This is a genomic window from Candidatus Thiothrix putei (assembly GCA_029972225.1).
Taxonomy (GTDB): Bacteria; Pseudomonadota; Gammaproteobacteria; order Thiotrichales; family Thiotrichaceae; genus Thiothrix; species Thiothrix putei.
In genome coordinates this window covers 3,719,496-3,738,907 of the sequence record CP124756.1, presented here as the reverse complement: position 1 = coordinate 3,738,907, position 19,412 = coordinate 3,719,496, and the positions used below count along the sequence as shown (strand labels likewise).

Here is a 19,412-nt window from a genome sequence, read left to right as displayed (position 1 = left end):
AACCAAGGGGACTGTTATGGTGCTGAGTCCAGTAAAACTGTTTGTGTATGCGCTGGCGTTCCGTTTTTCATCGGGGCGTGGGCGTTGTTTTAGCCCCGGAATCAAGGCAATGACAATTTGGTACGCTACACGCCTGCGCTTGTTTTTATTAGATCGTGCTGCGGTTAAGTGGTGGCGCGGGTGGTTTGAGTCTGCGTGAGTATGGATAGTGTGCGGGTGCAGATTTTACTGTCCACTTGGAACGGTGAGCGCTGGTTGCCTGAGTTATTGGCTTCGCTGGAAAGGCAGACGTTTCAGGATTGGCAATTGCTGATTCGGGATGATGGCTCGACTGACCAAACCTTACGTATTTTGCTGAAGTGGCAGGCAGCCTACCCGGAAAAGCTGGCAGGTTTGCTGTTGGATGGCAGTCATTTGGGAAGCAAGCTGAGTTTCAGCCGCTTGGTTGAGGCGAGTACCGCGCCATGCTTGATGTTTTGCGATCAGGATGATGTGTGGTTTCCCGAAAAAGTGGAACTGCAATACACGGCACTGCGGCGTTTGGAAGCACAGTATGGTGAGGAATCCCCCTTGTTGGTGCATTCCGATTTGGTGGTGGTGGATCAGGGGCGGGTTTTACAAACGGTGTCATTTTGGGACTATCGTGGTTTTGAGGTGAATCAGCGCAAGCAGGCGTATTTGCTGAATAATGTGGTGACGGGTTGTGCGACGGCATTTAATCGTGCGGCGGCGCAATTGGCTTTTCCGCTGCCGGTGTATGCGATGGAGCATGACCGTTGGTTGGCCTTGGTATGCGCATGGTTTGGGCAGATACAGCCTTTACCACACCCGTTACTGTTGTATCGCCAGCATGAGGATAACGAGATCGGGGCAGAGCCAGCCACTGTGAATGGGTTGAGTGAGCGGGTTGAGGCATGGAGTCAACAGGCAGACGTTTTCTTGCACCGTTTCGGTGAGCAGTTAGATGCTGAGGATTACAAACTGGTGGAGGCTGTTGCCGGGTTACGCCATTTGCGCGGTTGGAAACGGCGGCAACATATTTTACATCACCGGCTATTTAAGCAGGGCGTTTTGAATAATGTGGCGTTACTGCTGTTTGCTTAATCACAGGGATATACTTATGACAACAATAATTTCGCGCCCTGATGTGGCTGTTATCGTGTTGACGCGCAATGCCGGGCGTTTGTGGCCGGAATGGATCAAGGCTATTCAGCATCAGACGGTGCAGGCAGGGCGTTATTTGGTCATTGATTCCATGTCTGACGATCATACGGCAGACTTGGCAGTGGCTGCGGGTCTAGCGGTGCAGTGTATTCATCCGCGTGATTTCAGCCACGGTGGCACACGCCAATTGGCGGCAGAATTATGCCCGGATGCGGCGTTTCTGGTTTACCTGACGCAAGATGCAGTCCTCAAACAAGTGGATTCGTTGGAAAAGTTGTTGAGGCATTGCGATGATGAGCAGGTGGGAATGACTTACGGGCGGCACTTACCACGTGCAAATGCGGATGCCTTAGAATGCCATGCGCGTGAGTTTACGTATCCTGCAATAGTGTCTGTGCGTGATCGTGAGAGTTTTAAAACGCTGGGGTATCGTGCGGCGTTTGCCTCGGATGTGTATGCGGTGTATCGGGCGAGTGCGTTGCGCAGCATCGGTGGGTTTCCGCAACATATTATCGTTAGTGAAGACAGTTATGTGGCAGCACGTCTGTTGCTGGCTGGGTGGAAAACGGTGTATGCGGCTGATAGTACCGTGGAACATTCACACCATTATTCTTTGATTCAGATTTTCAGGCGCTATTTTGATGTGGGGGTGTTTCATGCCGCCGAGCAGCCGTTGATGCAGGCGGTTGGATTACCTGATCGTGAAGCTTGGGTGTATGTGCGTTCATTGATTACGTATTTGTCTAAACGTCGCAAATGGTTATTGCCACTCGCGGCGCTACAAACCCTAGTGAAACTCATCGGTTTTCGTTTGGGGAAGCGTTACGATAAATTGCCGCGCGTGGTATGCAAGATGATTAGTGTGCAACGCGCCTATTGGGTGGATGATGTTGGAGGGAAGGGCGTATGCAATACGCCCCTACCCATCCCCACTGGTAGGGGCGTATTGCATACGCCCTCTTTAGGTGCATTAGCGCACCAAAGATATGAAAAATGTGCGAAAAGTTTGTTACAGAATGTTGACAAGGAAAAGCTCGAATATTAGAATATTCATATATTGTTTACTACCGATTTAACACTCCTCCATCCTCCTTTGGTGGTAATTGCGCGGCTCACATGAGCCGCGTTTTTTTATGTCAGATTGATAGTAATGGTTGCCTGATTTTTCATGTGTTTGTCTCTTTATTATTGCCTCTCCGTCTGTGTGAGGCATTTTTTTGTGGGTTGGCTGATGGTAAACACTTGAGAATTAGCGCCACTTACCCTAAAATGCCGCGTTTCTTTGTTCCCCCACCTTTTTAGGTTTGGGGTGGATCGGCAAAACAGATTTAAGAAGTGGATTGAGCAAGATGAAAACATTCAGTGCAAAGCCAGCTGAGGTAAAACGCGACTGGTACGTCGTCGATGCCGAAGGTAAGGCGCTAGGCCGTTTGGCCTCCGAAGTTGCCCGGCGTTTGCGTGGCAAGCACAAGCCAGAGTACACCCCGCACGTTGATACCGGTGATTACATCGTTATTATCAATGCAGACAAAGTAGGTATTACTGGTAATAAAGCCAAAGACAAAACCTATCACCATCATACCGGCTATATCGGTAACATGCGTGCCTTCACCTTTGAAAAGATGCAACAACGTGCTCCCGGTCGTGTTATCGAGCTGGCTGTTAAAGGCATGTTGCCAAAGAATCCACTGGGTCGCGCCATGTACCGTAAAATGAAAATTTACGCTGGCACAGAACATAACCACCAAGCACAGCAGCCGCAAGCGCTGGACTTTTGATCGGGCAGGAATGAAACATGGCTGAAACACAATATTACGGCACTGGTCGTCGCAAATCTTCTTCTGCTCGCGTCTTCATGCGTGCAGGTAGTGGTGCGATCACCGTTAACGGCAAAGCACTGGGTGACTTCTTCGGGCGTGAAACCGCCAGCATGGTCGTGCGCCAGCCGCTGCACACCGTTAACATGGCTGAGAAATTTGACATCAATGTGACGGTTGCTGGCGGTGGTATCACCGGTCAGTCCGGCGCGATCCGTTTAGGTATTGCCCGTGCGCTGTTGCAATATGACGAAACGCTACGTGGTGATCTGAAGTCTGAAGGCTTCCTGACCCGTGATGCGCGTAAGGTTGAACGTAAGAAAGTCGGTTTGCACAAAGCACGCCGCGCGACACAGTTCTCCAAGCGTTAATTATCCGGCAGGTCGGCGCAGTTTTTTAAGGCGTTCCCAATCTGTTGTAACAAAGCCACAGCGTGTTGCCACCTGTGGCTTTGTCGTTTCTAAGCTGCTGAAATTCAAGATGCTACCGTTCGTCGGTATGCTGCGCTTTTGTCAAGCAATAGATGTGGCGTTTCTGCAACATTTGTACTAAGCTTTGTAGCGTATTTGCAAAAAAGCAGTTGCAAGACGCTGGCAAGGGATGTATAAATACTTCCGTCAGATTGAACAAATCGAAGATTAAATTTTAAAGACAGGACAAACCTTCTTAATAGGAGTCGACTCATGAAAAAATTACTCGTAATCGCAGTTGCTACTGCACTGATCGCACCTGCTGCGGCAATGGCTGATACCACTCTGTACGGCAAACTGCACGCTACTGTTGGTAATGTTGAAACAACTAAAGGTGCTGTAGAATCTTCTGAAACAGTTGTAGAAAGCCACTCTTCACGTCTGGGTGTTAAAGGTTCTACCGAACTAGACAACGGTCTGAGCGCTACTTATGGCTTGGAATACGGTATTGACCTAGATGGGGATAATGAGAAAAATCCGTCAGGTTGTAGCGATACTACTGCTGGTGCTACGAAATGTAATGCCCAGTCTCGTGGATTAAGTGCCCGTAACACTTTCGTTGGTTTGAAAGGCGGTTTCGGTGAAGTTCGCGTTGGTCGTCACGATACTCCAGCTAAATTGGCTACAGCAGGTCTGGATGCTTTTGCTGATACCTACGCTGATATGTCTAACATTATCGGTGCTGATGGTCATCGTGTAGACAACGCTGTTGCTTACATCACTAAAGTTGGTCCTGTCGGTTTGGCAGCGGCTCATTCTACTGAAATTGATGTGGTACCATCTGCTGACGGTGACCGTAACGGTGGTACAACGGCTAACACTGTAATGGCTAACTACAGCAATGGCCCTTTCTATGCTGGCTTAGGTTATACTGCTGTTGATGATGTTGGTACTATGATTAATATCGGTGGTAGCTACAAAACCGAAGCTGGTCATTTTGTGAATGCGGTTTGTGAAACGTCTGAAGGTGACAACGCTGTTTCACCTGCTGTAGCTGGTTTCCCAGGCGGTACTAAAGAAGATACCAATTTGTATGTTGCTGGTGGTATCAAGAGTGGTGCTATGACGTTCAAAGCTGGCTACGGTAAAGGCGAAACTGACGGTGCTGGTGAAGAAGAGCAAACTACTGTCGGCGTTGACTACAGCTTAGGCAAGAAAACTTCTGCTTACTTGCTGTGGAACGACAACACCAACACTGGTCGTGTTGCGACTGGTGATGAAAGCTCAACTACTGCCACAGCAGTTGGTTTGGTTACTGACTTCTAAGATCCTGCTGGATTTTAGCTGACAGTTAAAGAAAAGGCTCCTTCGGGAGCCTTTTCGCATTGTGGGGAATCCGTTATAAAAGTATAATCTTGACCATGTACTGAACTAGGTTGTAAGTCATGTTATATCTCAATCTCCATGAGGCCAAAACACATCTATCGCGTTATCTTGAGCAACTGCTGCAAGGTGAGCGTATCTTTCTATGTAAACGGAATGTGCCTATTGCAGAGATACGCGCATTATCCAAACCGCTCCAACAAAAACGCCCCATCGGTTTGGCAAAAGGTGAATTCACCGTGCCAAGTCAGTTTTTCGACCCCTTGCCGGATGATTTAATCGCCGCATTTGAGGGACGCTAAGAATGCGCTTGTTGTTGGATACCTGTACATTTTTGTGGCTTATCTCTGATGATGATAGCTTGAGCCAAGCGGCACGCGAGCTATTTCAAAATCCACAAAACGAAGTTGTTTTAAGTGTTGTGTCAGTGTGGGAAATTACGGTGAAATACCAGTTGGGTAAGTTGCCCTTGCCACAGCATCCGCGTCAGTATATTCCGCAAAAACGCATCCAGCATCAGATAGAGTCACTCAGTCTGCATGAGGAGGCGATTCAACACTTGGCGAATTTGCCCGAAATTCACCGCGACCCGTTTGATCGGATGCTGATTTGTCAGGCAGTTGAGGAGGGCATGGTACTGCTTACTCCTGATCCCTTGATTCAGCAGTATCCGGTTAAAGTGATCTGGTGATGCCTAAAATCCGTCAATGCCAGCCCTGTACCGCCTGTTGCGACGGTTGGGTTCAGATGAACATCATGGGGGCAGATGTCTACCCCGGTTGCCCCTGCCCGCACAGTACCGGCAAAGGCTGCAACGACTACGCCAACCGCCCTATAGATCCGTGCGATAATTTCAACTGCGGTTGGGTCATTCCCAACAGTCCACTGCCGGATTGGATGAAACCAAACGAAGCCAAAGTCATGGTGCTGTTCAACAAATTCCAATGGCGCGGTGTGCCGGTTGATGTGGCGATTCCCGTCGGTAAACGCATTCCCCCGCGAGCTTTGAATTGGCTGAAACAGTTTGCCGAGCAACACGGTCGCCCCTTGGTCTATTTGGAACAAGAAATCCTCGACGGCAAGTTCCAGAAAGACCAGCAAGCCATTGCTTACGGCCCGCCAGACTTCCAGCAGGAGGTGGCTGCAAAAATTGCTCAAGGCCACCGCTTGTGGCATTAAACAATCCCCTTTGTGATAACAGGTTTTTTTCAATGGTGCAGCGCGTTACACTACGCCTCTTTGCATAAGAGCATTCGTGAACGCCATGACAGCTACCCACCCGATTCGGGAAATTCCGTACAACTACACTTCATTCTCCGACAAGGAAATCGTGCAACGCTTGTTGGGTGCGCGGGCATGGGAAATCCTGCAAGCCTTGCGTGAAAAGCGCGAAACCGGCATTTCGTCGCACATGTTGCTGGAAATCCTCGGTGATATGTGGGTGGTGCAGCGCAATCCTTACATCCACGATGACCTGCTGGAAAACCGCGAGCGGCGGCAATCGCTGTTCGACACCCTCAATGGGCGCGTCGAAAAGATTGAAGAACGTGCCAACGGCAATGCCCTGACGTTAGAGTTGATGCAGATTGCCCGCAGCGCCTTGACACAATTTGCGGAGATGTTTCGGGCGGAATACGATTTGCGCGAAAAAGCCCGCAAGCGTCTGCAAAAGATTACCCGCAAAGACAATATTCAGTTTGATGGCTTGGCACGGGTGTCACACGTCACCGATGCGACCGACTGGCGGGTGGAATTGCCCTTCGTGGTGCTGACCCCGGACACCGAAGAAGAAATGGCTGCGTTGGTTGGCGAATGCATTGAGCTGGGGTTGACCGTGATTCCGCGTGGGGGTGGCACGGGTTATACCGGCGGCGCAGTGCCATTGGATGCGCGTAGCGCGGTGATTAATACCGAAAAGCTCGAATCCCTCAGTGAAGTGCAATACCGCAACGATTTGCCGGGCGTGGATAAAACCGTGGCAGTCGTGCGCACAGGGGCAGGGGTCATTACCCGCCGCGTGTCGGATTTGGCAGGCAAGCACGGTTTGGTGTTTGCGGTTGACCCGACGTCGCAGGATGCTTCCACCATTGGCGGTAATATCGCCATGAATGCCGGTGGCAAAAAAGCGGTCTTGTGGGGAACCAGCCTCGACAACCTGCTCTCTTGGCGCATGGTCACGCCGGATGCGGATTGGTTGGAAGTCACGCGCCTGAATCACAATCTCGGCAAAATCCACGATCAGCAAACCGTGCAATTTTCGGTGCAACGCTTCCTAGCCGATGGCAAAACCCGCAAGGGTGAGCCGGAAATCCTCACCTTTGAAGGGCGCTATTTCCGCAAAGAAGGGCTGGGCAAGGATGTCACCAATAAATTCCTTGGCGGTTTGCCCGGTATCCAGAAAGAAGGTTGTGACGGATTAATTACCTCCGGCGAATTCATTTTGCATCGGATGCCCGACCAAATTCGTACCGTCTGTCTGGAATTCTACGGCACGGATTTGCACGAAGCTGTCCCCGCGATTGTGGAGGTGAAAAACTACCTCGATGGGCGCAATGACGTGCTGCTGTCCGGCTTGGAGCATCTCGACGAACGTTACGTCAAAGCGGTGAAATACACCCCGAAAGGCGCACGCGGCATGTTGCCAAAAATGGTGCTGATTGCCGACATTGTGAGCGATGACGAAAAGGCTGTTGCCGAGTCCGCTGCCGAAGTGGTGCGTTTGGCGAATGCGCGGAATGCCGAAGGTTTTATCGCGATTAGCCCGGAAGCGCGTCGTCAGTTTTGGGCAGACCGTTCGCGCACGGCGGCGATTGCGGCACACACCAATGCCTTTAAAATCAACGAAGACGTGGTGATTCCGCTGCACAATTTGGCGCGTTACACCGAAGGCATTGAAACCCTCAATATCCGCCAGTCGATGCAAAACAAGCTGCGCATGATCGACGGTTTGCTGGAACATTTGGCGGGTGATTTGCCGGAATTGCGGGCAGTGGCGGACTACGAGGCGAGTGCCGAACGCAGTTCCATCTGGGCAAACAAGCTGGCTCATGCGGTGGATTACCTTCAGCAACGCAAGCAGCGTTGGGAACAGATTCTCGCGCATTTCGATGCACCTGCCGCTGCTCACCAAGACTTGTTGGATGATACTGCGAAAGCCGCGCAACGCCCGCAAGATCGGCTGATTGATTTGCTGTTGCGGCGTGATTTGCGCATTTCTTACCGCAAGGAAATCATTCGACCGTTGCAGGAAATGTTTGCCGGGCGTGAATTAGAGCCGTTGATGCAGGCGATGGAAAAAATCCACCGCAAGATTCGCACCAGCCGCTTGTTCGTGGCGCTGCACATGCACGCGGGCGATGGCAATGTGCATACCAATATTCCGGTGAATTCCAACGATTACGGCATGTTGCACGAAGCCGAGCGCATGGTGGATGCGATTATGGTGTTGGCGCGGGAATTGGATGGGGTGATTTCCGGCGAACACGGCATTGGCATTACCAAATTTCAGTATTTGGATGCGCGTGAAATCAACGAATTTGCCGCGTATAAGCAAGACGTTGACCCGCAAGGGCATTTCAATAAAGGTAAATTGCTGCCGGGGTCAGGTTTGCAGAATGCTTACACGCCGTCGTTACGTTTGGTCGAGCGCGAAGCGTTGCTGTTGGAACACAATGAGTTGGGTGCGCTCAACAACGACATTAAGGATTGTTTGCGCTGCGGTAAGTGCAAGCCGGTGTGCAATACGCATATTCCGCGTGCCAATTTGCTGTATTCGCCGCGCAATAAGATTCTGGCAACGGGTTTGATGATTGAGGCGTTTTTGTACGAAGAGCAGACGCGGCGTGGGGTGTCGATCCGCCATTTCGATGAAATGAACGATGTTGCCGACCATTGCACGGTGTGCCACAAGTGTTTCAACCCTTGCCCGGTGAATATCGACTTCGGCGAAGTCAGCGTGCGGATGCGCAGTATTTTGCGCGAACGTGGCAAGAAAAAGACCAGCCCGGTGACCTGGGCGTCGATGCAATTCCTGAATCTGAAAGACCCGACGCAAATCAATATTATGCGTACCGGGATGATCAAGTTCGGTTACAAAGCGCAGCGTTTCGCGTATTCCTTGGCGAAAGCAGCGAATGTGTTAGGCACTGATAAACGTCCTGCCTCAACTTTGGGCAAACCGGCGATTAAAGAGCAGGTGATTCAGTTCATTAAAAAGCCGTTACCGAAAGGGTTGCCCGCGAAAACCACCCGTGCGATGTTGGGCTTGGAAGACGATAGCGTGATTCCGATCTTGCGTGATCCGGTGAAAACAGCGGATAAACGTGGCGATGCGGTGTTCTATTTCCCCGGTTGCGGTTCGGAACGTTTGTTCAGTCAGGTGGGCTTGGCAACGCTGGCGATGCTGTACGAAACCGGTGCGACCACGGTATTGCCACCGGGGTATTTGTGCTGCGGCTACCCGCAAAACGCGGGCGGTGATTTGAAAAAGGGAACGCAAATTTCTACCGAAAATCGCGTGTTGTTCCACCGCGTGGCGAATGCGTTGAGCTACCTCGACATTAAAACCGTGCTGGTATCGTGCGGGACGTGCATGGATCAGTTGCTCAAATACGAGTTTGACAAGATTTTCCCCGGTTGCCGCTTGCTCGATATTCACGAGTATTTGCTGGAAAAAGGTGTGAAAATGAACGGGGTTAGCGGTATTCAGTACGTGTACCACGACCCTTGCCATACGCCGATGAAGCAGGTTAACCCGTTGAAAGTCACGCAGGAATTAACGGGTTCCAACGTGGTTTTGAGCGAGCGTTGCTGCGGGGAAGCGGGGACGTTTGCGATTAGCCGCCCGGATATTGCCAGCCAGTTACGTTTCCGCAAAGCCGAAAGCCTCAAAGCAGGTATCAAAGAGCTAACGGGTGCGGACATGGCGCAGGAGGGTAAGGTGAAAATTCTCACGTCCTGCCCGGCTTGTCAGCAAGGGTTGTCGCGTTATGCGGATGATACCGGCATGGAAACCGATTACATAGTGGTGGAAATGGCGAATTATTTGCTGGGCAATGATTGGCAGCAAGGTTTTGTCGGCAAGGCTACGCATGGCGGGATAGAGAAGGTGTTGCTGTAGTCTTGAACTGGGATTTTTAGGATTAAAGGATGACAGGATGAGGGAGACGGTTCTTTCCTGGTAATCTTTTAATCCTGAAAATCATGGTTCAGAAATAGGTAAATGCCGATTTTTTTTGCGTATCCAGTTAAGCGCTTTGAGCACGCCTTTGCGGGTGACGATCCATTTTTCCAGCTCAAATTTGCCGGGAAAATTCATAATCCCCAAGCCAATCATAATGGTGAGCAAGCCTTGCCCCGGTAACACCAGCATGGCAATCCCGGCTAATAGCACGGGTAAACCGAGCAAATTGCGGACGATAGCGCGAGGTTGCAACAACACTTGCCAGCGATGCGGGTCACGCGGGCGGGTGAAATAGTCGCAGGGAATCCGTGCGACAAACCACGGCAAGAGCAGCAGCGACAATACAAACGTAATGGCAGAAATTGCACCGAGCCAGATAAACAACGTTTCCAATAAAAACCCCAAGGTCATGGACGATGGGGTTGATTATACGTTAGTTATCCGGGTTAGCTTTGATTTTGTGAATACTCAAGTCAGCGCCGTTGTACTCTTCTTCTTGTGACAAGCGAATGCCCATTGTGGCTTTGAGGATGCCATACACCACAAAGCCGCCAGCGGTGGCAATCGCAATACCGATCAAGGGTGTGAACAAAAGTGCGGTAAACCTCATGCCGCCTCAGCGGTGTTTCGCCAATAATGCTTCCATTGCTGGTTTCCCCGCATGACCCTCAACGCCAACATATCCGCCGCATTATCACTTTTCCACCATGCCCCCGATTTTTTTAAGCGTTGCTGGATGATGTAACGGTGTGCACTTTCTATTTCGCCCGACCCCACGGGCAATCCGAGGGATTTTGCTGTCGGGTAATCCAGTTGCTCAATGCGGTTGCTCAGGTAACGGTGACAAGCTCGTACTGGGGCGTTACTGTCTTCTACCGTTTCTGCTTCGAGGAAAGGTTTCAGTGTGTCGATGACCGCTTGAGCTTGACCATCCTGTAGGGCTTTTTTCTGTTTGGCAAACCATTTATCCTTGTCCTTGAGGCATGAACAGCTTGCGGATGCTGCTGATAGGTATTCACAAACATGATAAAAATCAATCAGGTAATGTCCTTGTGTGCCAAATTGTTCATCCACTTGACGGTTGATCCAGCTTGCCCCATCACCCACCGCATGGAGGAACGTGCTTTTTCCAAATCCAGCACGGCAGGCGGTGTCGAATAAGATTTTTCCAGCATCTTCTACCGTGCCACCGAATATTGCGCCAAACGTTGGCGTAGCACTGCCTTTGGCGTGGGCAAGACACAGGCGGGCTTCTTTCCAGCTTTCCTTTTTGCCTTTGCGCTTGTCGGGGGCTGTTTCGTCAATCTCGACGATGGGGATCATGCTGCCGTCCATTTCGGCAATGACATAGGCTTTTCCCAACGTGCTTGGATAGTCTTTTATCAACACTTGGGATTCATGGATGCGTTTGGCGTGACCTTCGGTGATGTGTCGGATGCTGCTGGATGCCAGCCGTATCCCGTAATGTTCTTCTAATTTATCAGGCACTTGAGCAAATGAACAGTCCGCCCCAAAGTCCGTCACCGCCCGTTGCAGCGGGAGCGAACAGCCTCGGCAAACAACCTCGGCACTCTGGCTAAAGGGGCGGACACGCTTGCCGGGAATCCGGTAGACCGGTTCGCTTATGTGGATTTTTCCGTAGGTCGTGTGCCAATGACAGTTTTTTTTCCACTCTTTACATACTTCCCAATGCCTTCTTCACAGGCTGGGGCTGTGCATTTTTCTACACGTTTGTTTGCCCATGCAGTGATCGCATCATTTCCCATTTGGCGCAGTTCTTCTATCACCCGCTGTTCGGCGTCTGCTGCTTTGATAATGTCATCACCGGCATTTTCAACCACCTCGATTAGCCCTTCCATCCGAGCTTTTAATGCGGGGTTGCGGTTCAAGGCTTCTAAAAGTTTTTGGTCGCGGGAGCTAACTGTCAACATGGGAAAGTCCTTTTTCTCTGGTTTTAGGGGATGCCATCTTAGTCTACAGGACACCGCACTTTTGTTCACACCCGCTTCTGCGGTCTTGTTTGCCACTGGAAAAGCTAGGCGTAGCTTGGATTTGCGTTCATCCAGTGTCACCAGTGCGCCTTGGTGTCCCTTGCCGATCATGGTGTCGGCTTCCCAGTCACCGAGCCGTTCACGCTGGTTGGCTACCGCTGGGCGTTCGTCAATGTCCACTCGGTTGGGGATGCCTTTGACGCTGCCCGTTTTACTGCCGTAACGCTGGCGGTATTTCTTCGTATGGCGGCGCAGGTTCAGGTACAGCTTGCCGCCCGCACGCTTGTCCCTGAGTACATGCTGGTAGATGGCTTCATGGCAAATAGTCGTTTTGCCTTCCGCTTTCAGTCGACCGCTGATCTGCTCAGGACTCCATTGCTGTTCCAGCAGCGTATCAATGCTGACCGCCAGTTCCGGGGTCAACTTGACCGCTTTGGGCTTGTCCGCATGGCGTTGTTGCGCTTTGGCGTGCGCTTGCTTGTGCCGATAGCCGCGTTGCCCTCGGTTGCGGGTCAGTTCACGACTGATCGTCGATTGACTGCGCCCCAAGGTTAACGCGATTGTTGCCGTCGATTCCTTCATCTTGTGCCGGGTTTCGATATAATGCCTCTCCTCAGAGGTAAGGTGTGTGTAAGCCATGAAGCTCTCCTGTCAGTGGTTTTTCGGGATGCTTTTTACCACATCTTGCCGCTGACCTGATGAGGAAAATCGCATCCCGCCTCGATTAACAGGCTATGCACTTATGATACGAATTCGCCTTTATTAATTACTTGTATCAAAACAATGTAAATCTTATGATTAGGCTTACTTAATAGCCAATTCATTTACCATTCTATTGATTGGCTAAGGGCATCGGTTAGTTACATCAATGGGGGAATAGGCTATGAGTGTCTTCAGAAGGTTTAAAGCGTTTACCATACTGGTGGTAACGTCAATGGTATTATTGTCCGCTTGTCAAAAAGAAAGCGGACAAACATTTTCTCCGGGGCAAGCTAAAACAGAATCCTCATTATCCGGCTCCGTTCTACTAGGTGATGCCCTGCCGTATCCTGGGCTACAACCTCATCACTTTTCCGATGAATCCGAACAGGCATGGCGTGTCCCCGCATCCAATACGGGCGGCTGGGCTATTGACCCCAGCAATCGCCAATTAGCCAGAGCATTTTACAACAGCGTTTATTTGGCTTCAAACAATACACCGATAGCATGGACAGGCAACCACAGCACCTGTACACCGGGTACAACCAGCAGTGAATTCAAAGATGCGGTGCTTGCCCGTATCAATTATTTCCGTGCCATGGCAGGTGTACCCGCCAGTATAACGTTCAATGCAACCTTCAATACCAAAGCCCAACAAGCTGCATTGATGATGAGTGCCAACAATAGCCTGAGCCATAATCCGCCTTCCTCTTGGAATTGCTATACTGCTGATGGTGCCACTGCGGCGGGCAGTTCTAACATTTCCTGGGGTCACAATGCTTGGAATGCCGTAGACGGTCAGATTCAGGATAATGGCATCGACAATCACGCCGTTGGGCATCGGCGTTGGTTGCTACATCCACAGACCCAAACCATGGGAACAGGGGACGTACCCAAAGTTGGCTCGCTCGCTGCTGCCAATGCGATTTGGGTATTTGATGGCAATGCGTACAGCACTCGCCCCGCCACCCGCGATGACTTTATTGCTTGGCCAACGAAAGGTTTTAACCCTTACCCAGTCGTTCCTGTGCGTTGGTCTTTTTCTTACCCTAGTGCTAATTTTACCAATGCGACGGTTAGCATGACCCAAGGCGGAACCAGTATTCCCGTGGCACTCGAAACAGTTGCAAACGGCTATGGCGAAAACACCTTGGTGTGGCGACCAAATAACATGACAGCTAACCAAAACTGGCCTAAGCCAACCACCGATACCAGTTACCAAGTCACTGTGAGTAACGTCATTGTCGGCGGCAGCCCACGCAGTTTTACTTACACCGTCACTGTCTTTGATCCACAAACAGCCGGTGTAGGAGAAGAGCAAGTCACAGTCAGCGGTAACACTTCACCACCTGCGAATACACCTGCCACTTATACCTTTAATCCGGTAGCGTTTGCTCAACAATACGAAGCCTACATCGCCGAAATTGCTGCCGCGACCGGCGTATACAATGCGGAAACCGGTAGCCTGAACGTCACCGATGGCACTGATAGCTCTTATACCTTGGTCTATTCCGGCAGCGGCACGAATGGCACAAATGTTTACCGTCTCGCACCTGCCACCGAGTCTGAAACGGTCGAATTTCCGCGAATTTATATCCCCTCCTCAAACAGTGTATTGCAGTTTGACTCTAAATTAGGCTTGGCAACCAACGAGCAAACCGCAGCCATGCAAATCAGTCTGGATGGTGGTGCAAGCTGGCAGGACATTTACAGCAAAACCGGTACAAATTCTGGAAGTGTTGAAGAAACTGCTTTCTCAACCAAAAGTATTTCACTGAGTGCCTACGCTAATAAACTGGTGAAGTTCAGGGCGCAATACCGACATACGGGATACCGCTACCTCGGCACTGGTACTAATGTTAGTTTCTTGGTCGATAATGTGCAAATTAACAATGCTCAACAAGTCGTTGCTGAAAACACTCAGAATACGGGTAGCAACACCAGCTTTAACTTCACGCCGGTTAGCGGCAAACGTTATGCTTTAACGGCACGGGTCATCCCATGGGCAGGTTATCCGGGGCTTGCTTGGGGGTCATTACTTTACAGCGAAACTTCTGCCGCCGTTGATACCCAACCCAACGCTTTTAGTTTCTCAGCACAAACAGCGGTAGCCCGTTCCACGGTTATCACCTCTAACGCCATTACAGTCAGTGGTATCAATACTGGCGCTGCGATCAGCGTATCGGGGGGAAGCTATAGCATCAACGGTGGTGCTTTCACCAACGCTGCCGGTTTAGTTAATAATGGTAACACTGTACGGGTGCAACACACCTCATCGGCGAATTACTCAAGCAGCACCAATACAACACTCAGCATTGGTGGCGTAACGGGTACTTTCACCAGCACCACCGCCGCCTCAACCGGAACGTATGCGCTTAACGTTAATAAGACAGGAACCGGCAGTGGCACCATCACGAGTTCCATCACTGGTATTAACTGCGGAACCGATTGCGAGGAACCCGTGATCACTGGCAGGGTCATATCGCTTTACGCCAAACCCGTCACTGGCTCACGCTTTACCGGCTGGACAGGCGCAGGCGCAACCAGTTGCACCACGTCTACGACTTGCAGAGTGACCATGACGGAAGCAAAAACCCTAACGGCTCATTTCGATCTGGTGTTAACTGCAAAAACCGTCGGTAGTGGCACTATCACCAGCACCGATGGCGCTATTAACTGTGGAACGGCGTGTTCCCAAGCCTATCCTAATCAAGCCACCATTACGCTGACTGCCACACCTGCCAGCGGCTACGGCTTGTACAGTTGGGCTGGGTGTAGCGCTGTCACCGGCAATACCTGCACCGTCAGTGCATTTTCGGCAAGCAAAACCGTCACTGCGACGTTTAGACCCTTAGTGCCACTAACAGTGGGTATCGTAGGTACGGGTAAAGTGACCAGTTCTCCTGTCAGCTTGATCGACTGTGGGACAGACTGTAGCGAAGCAATGGTGACAGGAAAGATTATTTCACTTTACGCCAAACCCGTCACTGGCTCACGCTTTACCGGCTGGACAGGCGCAGGCGCAACCAGTTGCACCACGTCTACGACTTGCAGAGTGACCATGACGGAAGCAAAAACCCTAACCGCGAATTTCACATCGCCATAAGGTCACGCGCTTCCTGATCACGCAACTCCCGCCACCCACCCGGCGGGAGTTCATCATCCAACACCAGCCCACCAATCCGCTCCCGATGCAACACCTCCACGCGATTCCCCACCGCCGCAAACATGCGTTTCACCTGATGGTACTTACCTTCCGAAATCGTAATCCGCACCTGATTGTCCGGTAAAATCTCCACCTCTGCCGGTTTGGTCAACCCCTTTTCACCGTGCAATTGCACCCCAGCGCGTAACGCTTGCGCTCCCGCCTCCGTCAATTCCCACGCCAACGTCGCTAAATACGTTTTCGGCACATGGTGTTTCGGCGCAGAAATCCGGTGCGACCAATCACCGTCATTGGTGAGCAACAACAAACCCGTCGTATCCTTATCCAGCCGCCCCACCACATGCAGCGTTTTGCGGTGCGGATGATCAATCAAATCCAACACCGTGGGATGCTCAGGGTCTTCCCGCGCACTCACCACGCCTGCGGGTTTATGCAACATCACATAAATATCCCCCGGCAAGGTCAGCGGCGCATCATCCAACGTCACCACCACCATGGTCGGCTCAATGTGCGTAGACGTTTTCGTCACCCGCACACCATCCACCTCCACCCATCCGCACCGAATGGCTTTTTGGGCATCCACCCGCGTAATGGCGGCGGCTTGACTGACGAACTGATCTAAACGCATGATAAAGTTACTGCTATACTGGAAAAAACCAACAACAATAAAGGCAATACCCATGAAACTCAAAGACTATCTACGCATCCTCGCCCATTACGACGGCTCCGACTTGTATTTAACCGCTGATCTCGAACCCAAAGCCAAATTCCAAGGCAAACTCAAAGCCGTCGATAAAGTCATCATGACCCCGGAAATGCTCAAAGCAATGGCTTACGAGCTAATGAACCCCGAACAGCAACAACAGTTTGAAAAGAAACCGGAAATGAACCTCGCCATCAGCGAAGAAGGCATCGGGCGTTTTCGCATCAATATCTTCAAGCAGCGCCACAAAATCGCGATGGTAATCCGCAATATCAAGACCGAAATTCCCAACGCTGACAAACTCGGTCTGCCACAAGTTTTAAAAGACGTGATCATGGAAAAACGCGGGCTAATCCTGTTCGTCGGCGGCACAGGTTCGGGCAAATCCACCTCCCTCGCCGCCCTCATCGACCACCGCAACGCCAGCGCGGATGGGCATATCATCACCATCGAAGACCCGGTGGAATACGTGCATCCGCACAAGAAATGTATCATCAACCAGCGCGAAGTTGGCGTAGACACCGACAGCTACGAAGACGCACTCAAAAACACCCTGCGCCAAGCCCCCGACGTGATTTTAATCGGCGAAATCCGCGCCCAAGAAACGATGGAACACGCCCTAGCCTTCGCTGAAACCGGGCATCTGTGCCTTTCCACCCTGCACGCCAACAACGCCAACCAAGCCCTCGACCGCATTATCAACTTCTTCCCCGAAGAACGCCGCCACCAATTGCTGATGGATTTATCCCTCAACCTCAAAGCTTTTGTCTCGCAACGCCTGATCCCCACCGTGGATGGCAAGCGCGTTGCCGCCATCGAAATCCTGCTCGGCACACCAATGGTGCGTGACCTGATCATGAAAGGCGACGTTCACGCCATCAAAGAAATCATGGAAAAGTCTGAAGAACAGGGAATGCAAACCTTCGACAGCCACCTCTACAAGCTGTATCTCGCAGGGCAAATTTCGCTGGCGGAAACCTTGCGCAATGCCGACTCACCCAGCAATTTGAAGCTGAAAATTAACTTGTCGGGGAATTTGAATAAGCCGCGTCCGGCAGCACCTGCGCCGGAGGCAAAGCCCAAGGCGGCAGATGCTGATTTCATGGCGAAATTATCATTAGAGCCGAAGCCGGAAGAGGAATTGACGTAATTACATCCGCTCCAACACCCCAATCCCCAGCAAACCCAAGCCAGTTTGCAGGGTTTGCGCGGTCAAATTCGCCAACTGCAAACGGCTGTTACGCACCTCTTCCGCCACACCGTCTTTCAAGATCGGGCAGGCTTCATAAAAGCTCATGAAATTGCCCGCCAATTCATACAAGTAAGTGCAAAGATGGTTCGGCAAACCCTCTTTTGCCACGCTATCCGTCGCCTCCGTGAATTGCAGCAACTTCATCGCCAAGGTGCGTTCAGCCACTTCATGCAGCGAAATGGGGGGGCTAATCGCCGCCGCATCCACACCTGAGCGGCGGAAAATGCTCTTAATCCGCGCATACGCATACTGCAAATACGGCGCAGTATTGCCCTCGAAACTCAGCATGGTTTCCCAGTTAAAAATATAATCCGAGTTGCGGTTTTTGGACAGATCGGCGTATTTGACTGCACCGATGCCGACCGTGCGGGCGATGTCGTGGCGTTCGGCTTCGCCCAGTTCAGGGTTCTTCTCGGTGACGAGGGTGAACGCACGTTCTTCCGCCTCCACCAACAAATCCACCAGCTTGACCGTGCCGCCAGTACGGGTTTTGAACGGCTTGCCATCTTCGCCCTGCATGTTGCCGAACGGCATGTGTTCCAGTGACACGCCTTCGCGCACAAATCCGGCTTTACGCGCCAACAGAAACACTTGCTGAAAATGCAACGCTTGACGCGCATCGGTGAAATACAAAGCCCGGTCAATATTCAACACACCGCTACGGTAGCGCAATGCCGCAAGGTCTGTCGTCGCATACAAATAGCCGCCGCCCGTTTTCTGCACAATAATCGGCGTAATGCTGCCGTCTTTGTTTTTGAATTCGTCGAGGAACGCGCATTGTGCACCCTGATCTTCCACCAGTAAGCCTTGCGCCTGTAACTCGCTGACAATATTAGCTAAATCGGCGTTGTAGGCACTTTCCGGCATCACATCCGCGCGGGTCAGGGAAACACCCAAACGTTCGTAAACCTCTTCGCAGTGGTGCAAGGAAATGTCGATGAATTGCTGCCACAGCGCGTGACATGCTGCGTCACCGGCTTGCAGTTTCACCACGTAATCGCGGGCGGTGTTGGCAAAAGCGGGTTCGGCATCGAAGCGCTGTTTGGCTTCGCGATAGAAGGTTTCGAGGTCGGCGAGTTGGGGTTCGACACCGCTCACCCCGCCGTTTTGCTCGGCAACGCTGACCATGTGCGCAATCAGCATCCCGAATTGCGTGCCCCAGTCGCCAACGTGGTTTTGGCGAATGACGGTGTGGCCTTGGAATTCGAGGACACGGGCGACGGCATCACCGATGATGGTAGAGCGCAGGTGGCCGACGTGCATTTCTTTGGCTAGGTTGGGGCCGGAATAGTCGACGACGATGGTTTGGGTGTTGGGGGTGGGTTGTCGGGCTGAAGCCCGACCTACTGTTTCGCTCAACCAGGCATTTTTTAGGTGGATATTGATAAAACCGGGGCCTGCGACTTCGAGCTTTTCAGCGAGGTCGGACAAATCCAGCACTTCCAGCAAGCGCATTGCCAGTTCTCGCGGGTTGGTTTTCAACTGCTTGGCGGCTGCCATCACGCCGTTGGCTTGGTAGTCACCGAATTCGGGGCGGGCGGAAGGTTTCACAATGGCGGTCACGGTATCAGGTGCGCCGAGTGTGTGCAGCGCGGCGGTAATACGGTCATCAAGCAGTTGGCGAATATTCATCAGGCTCTTTTCG

Annotated in this window: 16 protein-coding genes and 2 pseudogenes; 12 read left to right on the top strand and 6 right to left on the bottom strand. The window is 51.6% G+C overall.

Features of this window, described 5'->3' with window-relative positions:
* The first annotated feature begins 16 nt into the window (after positions 1-16).
* The 10 genes from QJT81_19205 (at position 17) to QJT81_19160 (ending at position 9,893) form a co-directional block, all read left to right on the top strand.
* Positions 17-199 (top strand): hypothetical protein, encoded by a 183-nt coding sequence (locus QJT81_19205; protein WGZ93887.1) that lies wholly within the window; start codon positions 17-19, stop codon positions 197-199.
* 2 nt (positions 200-201) lie between these two features.
* Positions 202-1,104, top strand: a complete 903-nt coding sequence (locus QJT81_19200; protein ID WGZ96517.1) for a glycosyltransferase family 2 protein — start codon at positions 202-204, stop codon at positions 1,102-1,104.
* A gap of 16 nt (positions 1,105-1,120) precedes the next feature.
* Complete coding sequence (locus tag QJT81_19195; protein ID WGZ93886.1) at positions 1,121-2,209, top strand: glycosyltransferase family 2 protein; 1,089 nt, start codon at positions 1,121-1,123, stop codon at positions 2,207-2,209.
* Between the two features lie 304 nt (positions 2,210-2,513).
* Entirely contained in the window at positions 2,514-2,942 is a 429-nt protein-coding gene (gene rplM / locus QJT81_19190) for a 50S ribosomal protein L13 (GenBank protein WGZ93885.1), read from the top strand.
* Between the two features lie 17 nt (positions 2,943-2,959).
* Positions 2,960-3,352, top strand: coding sequence for a 30S ribosomal protein S9 (rpsI, locus tag QJT81_19185; GenBank protein ID WGZ93884.1), 393 nt, complete (start codon positions 2,960-2,962; stop codon positions 3,350-3,352).
* A gap of 312 nt (positions 3,353-3,664) precedes the next feature.
* Positions 3,665-4,717 carry a porin gene (locus QJT81_19180; protein WGZ93883.1) on the top strand — a complete coding sequence of 351 codons (1,053 nt, stop codon included), beginning with the start codon at positions 3,665-3,667 and terminating at the stop codon, positions 4,715-4,717.
* A 119-nt stretch (positions 4,718-4,836) separates the two neighbouring features.
* Complete coding sequence (locus QJT81_19175) at positions 4,837-5,076, top strand: type II toxin-antitoxin system Phd/YefM family antitoxin (protein ID WGZ93882.1); 240 nt, start codon at positions 4,837-4,839, stop codon at positions 5,074-5,076.
* Between the two features lie 2 nt (positions 5,077-5,078).
* Entirely contained in the window at positions 5,079-5,465 is a 387-nt protein-coding gene (locus tag QJT81_19170; GenBank protein ID WGZ93881.1) for a type II toxin-antitoxin system VapC family toxin, read from the top strand.
* Positions 5,465-5,953, top strand: coding sequence for a hypothetical protein (locus tag QJT81_19165; GenBank protein WGZ93880.1), 489 nt, complete (start codon positions 5,465-5,467; stop codon positions 5,951-5,953). The genes QJT81_19170 and QJT81_19165 overlap by 1 nt, the downstream gene beginning before the upstream one ends.
* An 85-nt stretch (positions 5,954-6,038) precedes the next feature.
* Positions 6,039-9,893, top strand: a complete 3,855-nt coding sequence (locus tag QJT81_19160; GenBank protein ID WGZ93879.1) for a DUF3683 domain-containing protein — start codon at positions 6,039-6,041, stop codon at positions 9,891-9,893.
* A gap of 81 nt (positions 9,894-9,974) precedes the next feature.
* Here QJT81_19160 and QJT81_19155 read toward each other — a convergent pair whose 3' ends face one another.
* From QJT81_19155 to QJT81_19140, 4 genes and pseudogenes are all read right to left on the bottom strand, one after another.
* The gene (locus tag QJT81_19155; GenBank protein WGZ93878.1) at positions 9,975-10,367 is read right to left on the bottom strand and encodes a PGPGW domain-containing protein; all 393 of its coding nucleotides are present in this window, start codon (positions 10,365-10,367) and stop codon (positions 9,975-9,977) included.
* Between the two features lie 22 nt (positions 10,368-10,389).
* Positions 10,390-10,566 (bottom strand): hypothetical protein, encoded by a 177-nt coding sequence (locus tag QJT81_19150; GenBank protein ID WGZ93877.1) that lies wholly within the window; start codon positions 10,564-10,566, stop codon positions 10,390-10,392.
* Positions 10,563-11,887, bottom strand: a pseudogene (locus tag QJT81_19145) (UPF0236 family protein). The gene QJT81_19150 and the pseudogene QJT81_19145 overlap by 4 nt, the downstream one beginning before the upstream one ends.
* Before the next feature lie 84 nt (positions 11,888-11,971).
* A pseudogene (locus tag QJT81_19140) lies at positions 11,972-12,586 on the bottom strand (IS30 family transposase).
* Between the two features lie 295 nt (positions 12,587-12,881).
* Here QJT81_19140 and QJT81_19135 point away from each other — a divergent pair.
* The gene (locus QJT81_19135) at positions 12,882-15,752 is read left to right on the top strand and encodes a CAP domain-containing protein (protein ID WGZ93876.1); all 2,871 of its coding nucleotides are present in this window, start codon (positions 12,882-12,884) and stop codon (positions 15,750-15,752) included.
* On the opposite strand, the gene QJT81_19130 is transcribed toward QJT81_19135, so the two are convergent.
* The gene (locus QJT81_19130) at positions 15,739-16,440 is read right to left on the bottom strand and encodes a pseudouridine synthase (GenBank protein WGZ93875.1); all 702 of its coding nucleotides are present in this window, start codon (positions 16,438-16,440) and stop codon (positions 15,739-15,741) included. The two genes, QJT81_19135 and QJT81_19130, sit on opposite strands and share 14 nt — an antisense overlap.
* Before the next feature lie 52 nt (positions 16,441-16,492).
* Between QJT81_19130 and QJT81_19125 the strand changes: the two genes are divergently transcribed.
* Positions 16,493-17,665 carry a PilT/PilU family type 4a pilus ATPase gene (locus tag QJT81_19125; GenBank protein WGZ93874.1) on the top strand — a complete coding sequence of 391 codons (1,173 nt, stop codon included), beginning with the start codon at positions 16,493-16,495 and terminating at the stop codon, positions 17,663-17,665.
* Here QJT81_19125 and argS read toward each other — a convergent pair whose 3' ends face one another.
* On the bottom strand, positions 17,666-19,399 hold the full coding sequence (gene argS / locus QJT81_19120) for an arginine--tRNA ligase (protein ID WGZ93873.1): 1,734 nt from the start codon (positions 19,397-19,399) through the stop codon (positions 17,666-17,668).
* Positions 19,400-19,412: the final 13 nt, after the last annotated feature.

What these genes read in the sequence shown, in the direction of transcription:
- QJT81_19205 (WGZ93887.1), top strand. Translation starts at nt 17, where the DNA reads ATGGTGCTGAGTCCAGTAAAACTGTTTGTGTATGCGCTGGCGTTCCGT.
- QJT81_19200 (WGZ96517.1), top strand. Translation starts at nt 202, where the DNA reads ATGGATAGTGTGCGGGTGCAGATTTTACTGTCCACTTGGAACGGTGAG.
- QJT81_19195 (WGZ93886.1), top strand. Translation starts at nt 1,121, where the DNA reads ATGACAACAATAATTTCGCGCCCTGATGTGGCTGTTATCGTGTTGACG.
- rplM (WGZ93885.1), top strand. Translation starts at nt 2,514, where the DNA reads ATGAAAACATTCAGTGCAAAGCCAGCTGAGGTAAAACGCGACTGGTAC.
- rpsI (WGZ93884.1), top strand. Translation starts at nt 2,960, where the DNA reads ATGGCTGAAACACAATATTACGGCACTGGTCGTCGCAAATCTTCTTCT.
- QJT81_19180 (WGZ93883.1), top strand. Translation starts at nt 3,665, where the DNA reads ATGAAAAAATTACTCGTAATCGCAGTTGCTACTGCACTGATCGCACCT.
- QJT81_19175 (WGZ93882.1), top strand. Translation starts at nt 4,837, where the DNA reads ATGTTATATCTCAATCTCCATGAGGCCAAAACACATCTATCGCGTTAT.
- QJT81_19170 (WGZ93881.1), top strand. Translation starts at nt 5,079, where the DNA reads ATGCGCTTGTTGTTGGATACCTGTACATTTTTGTGGCTTATCTCTGAT.
- QJT81_19165 (WGZ93880.1), top strand. Translation starts at nt 5,465, where the DNA reads ATGCCTAAAATCCGTCAATGCCAGCCCTGTACCGCCTGTTGCGACGGT.
- QJT81_19160 (WGZ93879.1), top strand. Translation starts at nt 6,039, where the DNA reads ATGACAGCTACCCACCCGATTCGGGAAATTCCGTACAACTACACTTCA.
- QJT81_19155 (WGZ93878.1), bottom strand. Translation starts at nt 10,367, where the DNA reads ATGACCTTGGGGTTTTTATTGGAAACGTTGTTTATCTGGCTCGGTGCA.
- QJT81_19150 (WGZ93877.1), bottom strand. Translation starts at nt 10,566, where the DNA reads ATGAGGTTTACCGCACTTTTGTTCACACCCTTGATCGGTATTGCGATT.
- QJT81_19135 (WGZ93876.1), top strand. Translation starts at nt 12,882, where the DNA reads ATGGTATTATTGTCCGCTTGTCAAAAAGAAAGCGGACAAACATTTTCT.
- QJT81_19130 (WGZ93875.1), bottom strand. Translation starts at nt 16,440, where the DNA reads ATGCGTTTAGATCAGTTCGTCAGTCAAGCCGCCGCCATTACGCGGGTG.
- QJT81_19125 (WGZ93874.1), top strand. Translation starts at nt 16,493, where the DNA reads ATGAAACTCAAAGACTATCTACGCATCCTCGCCCATTACGACGGCTCC.
- argS (WGZ93873.1), bottom strand. Translation starts at nt 19,399, where the DNA reads ATGAATATTCGCCAACTGCTTGATGACCGTATTACCGCCGCGCTGCAC.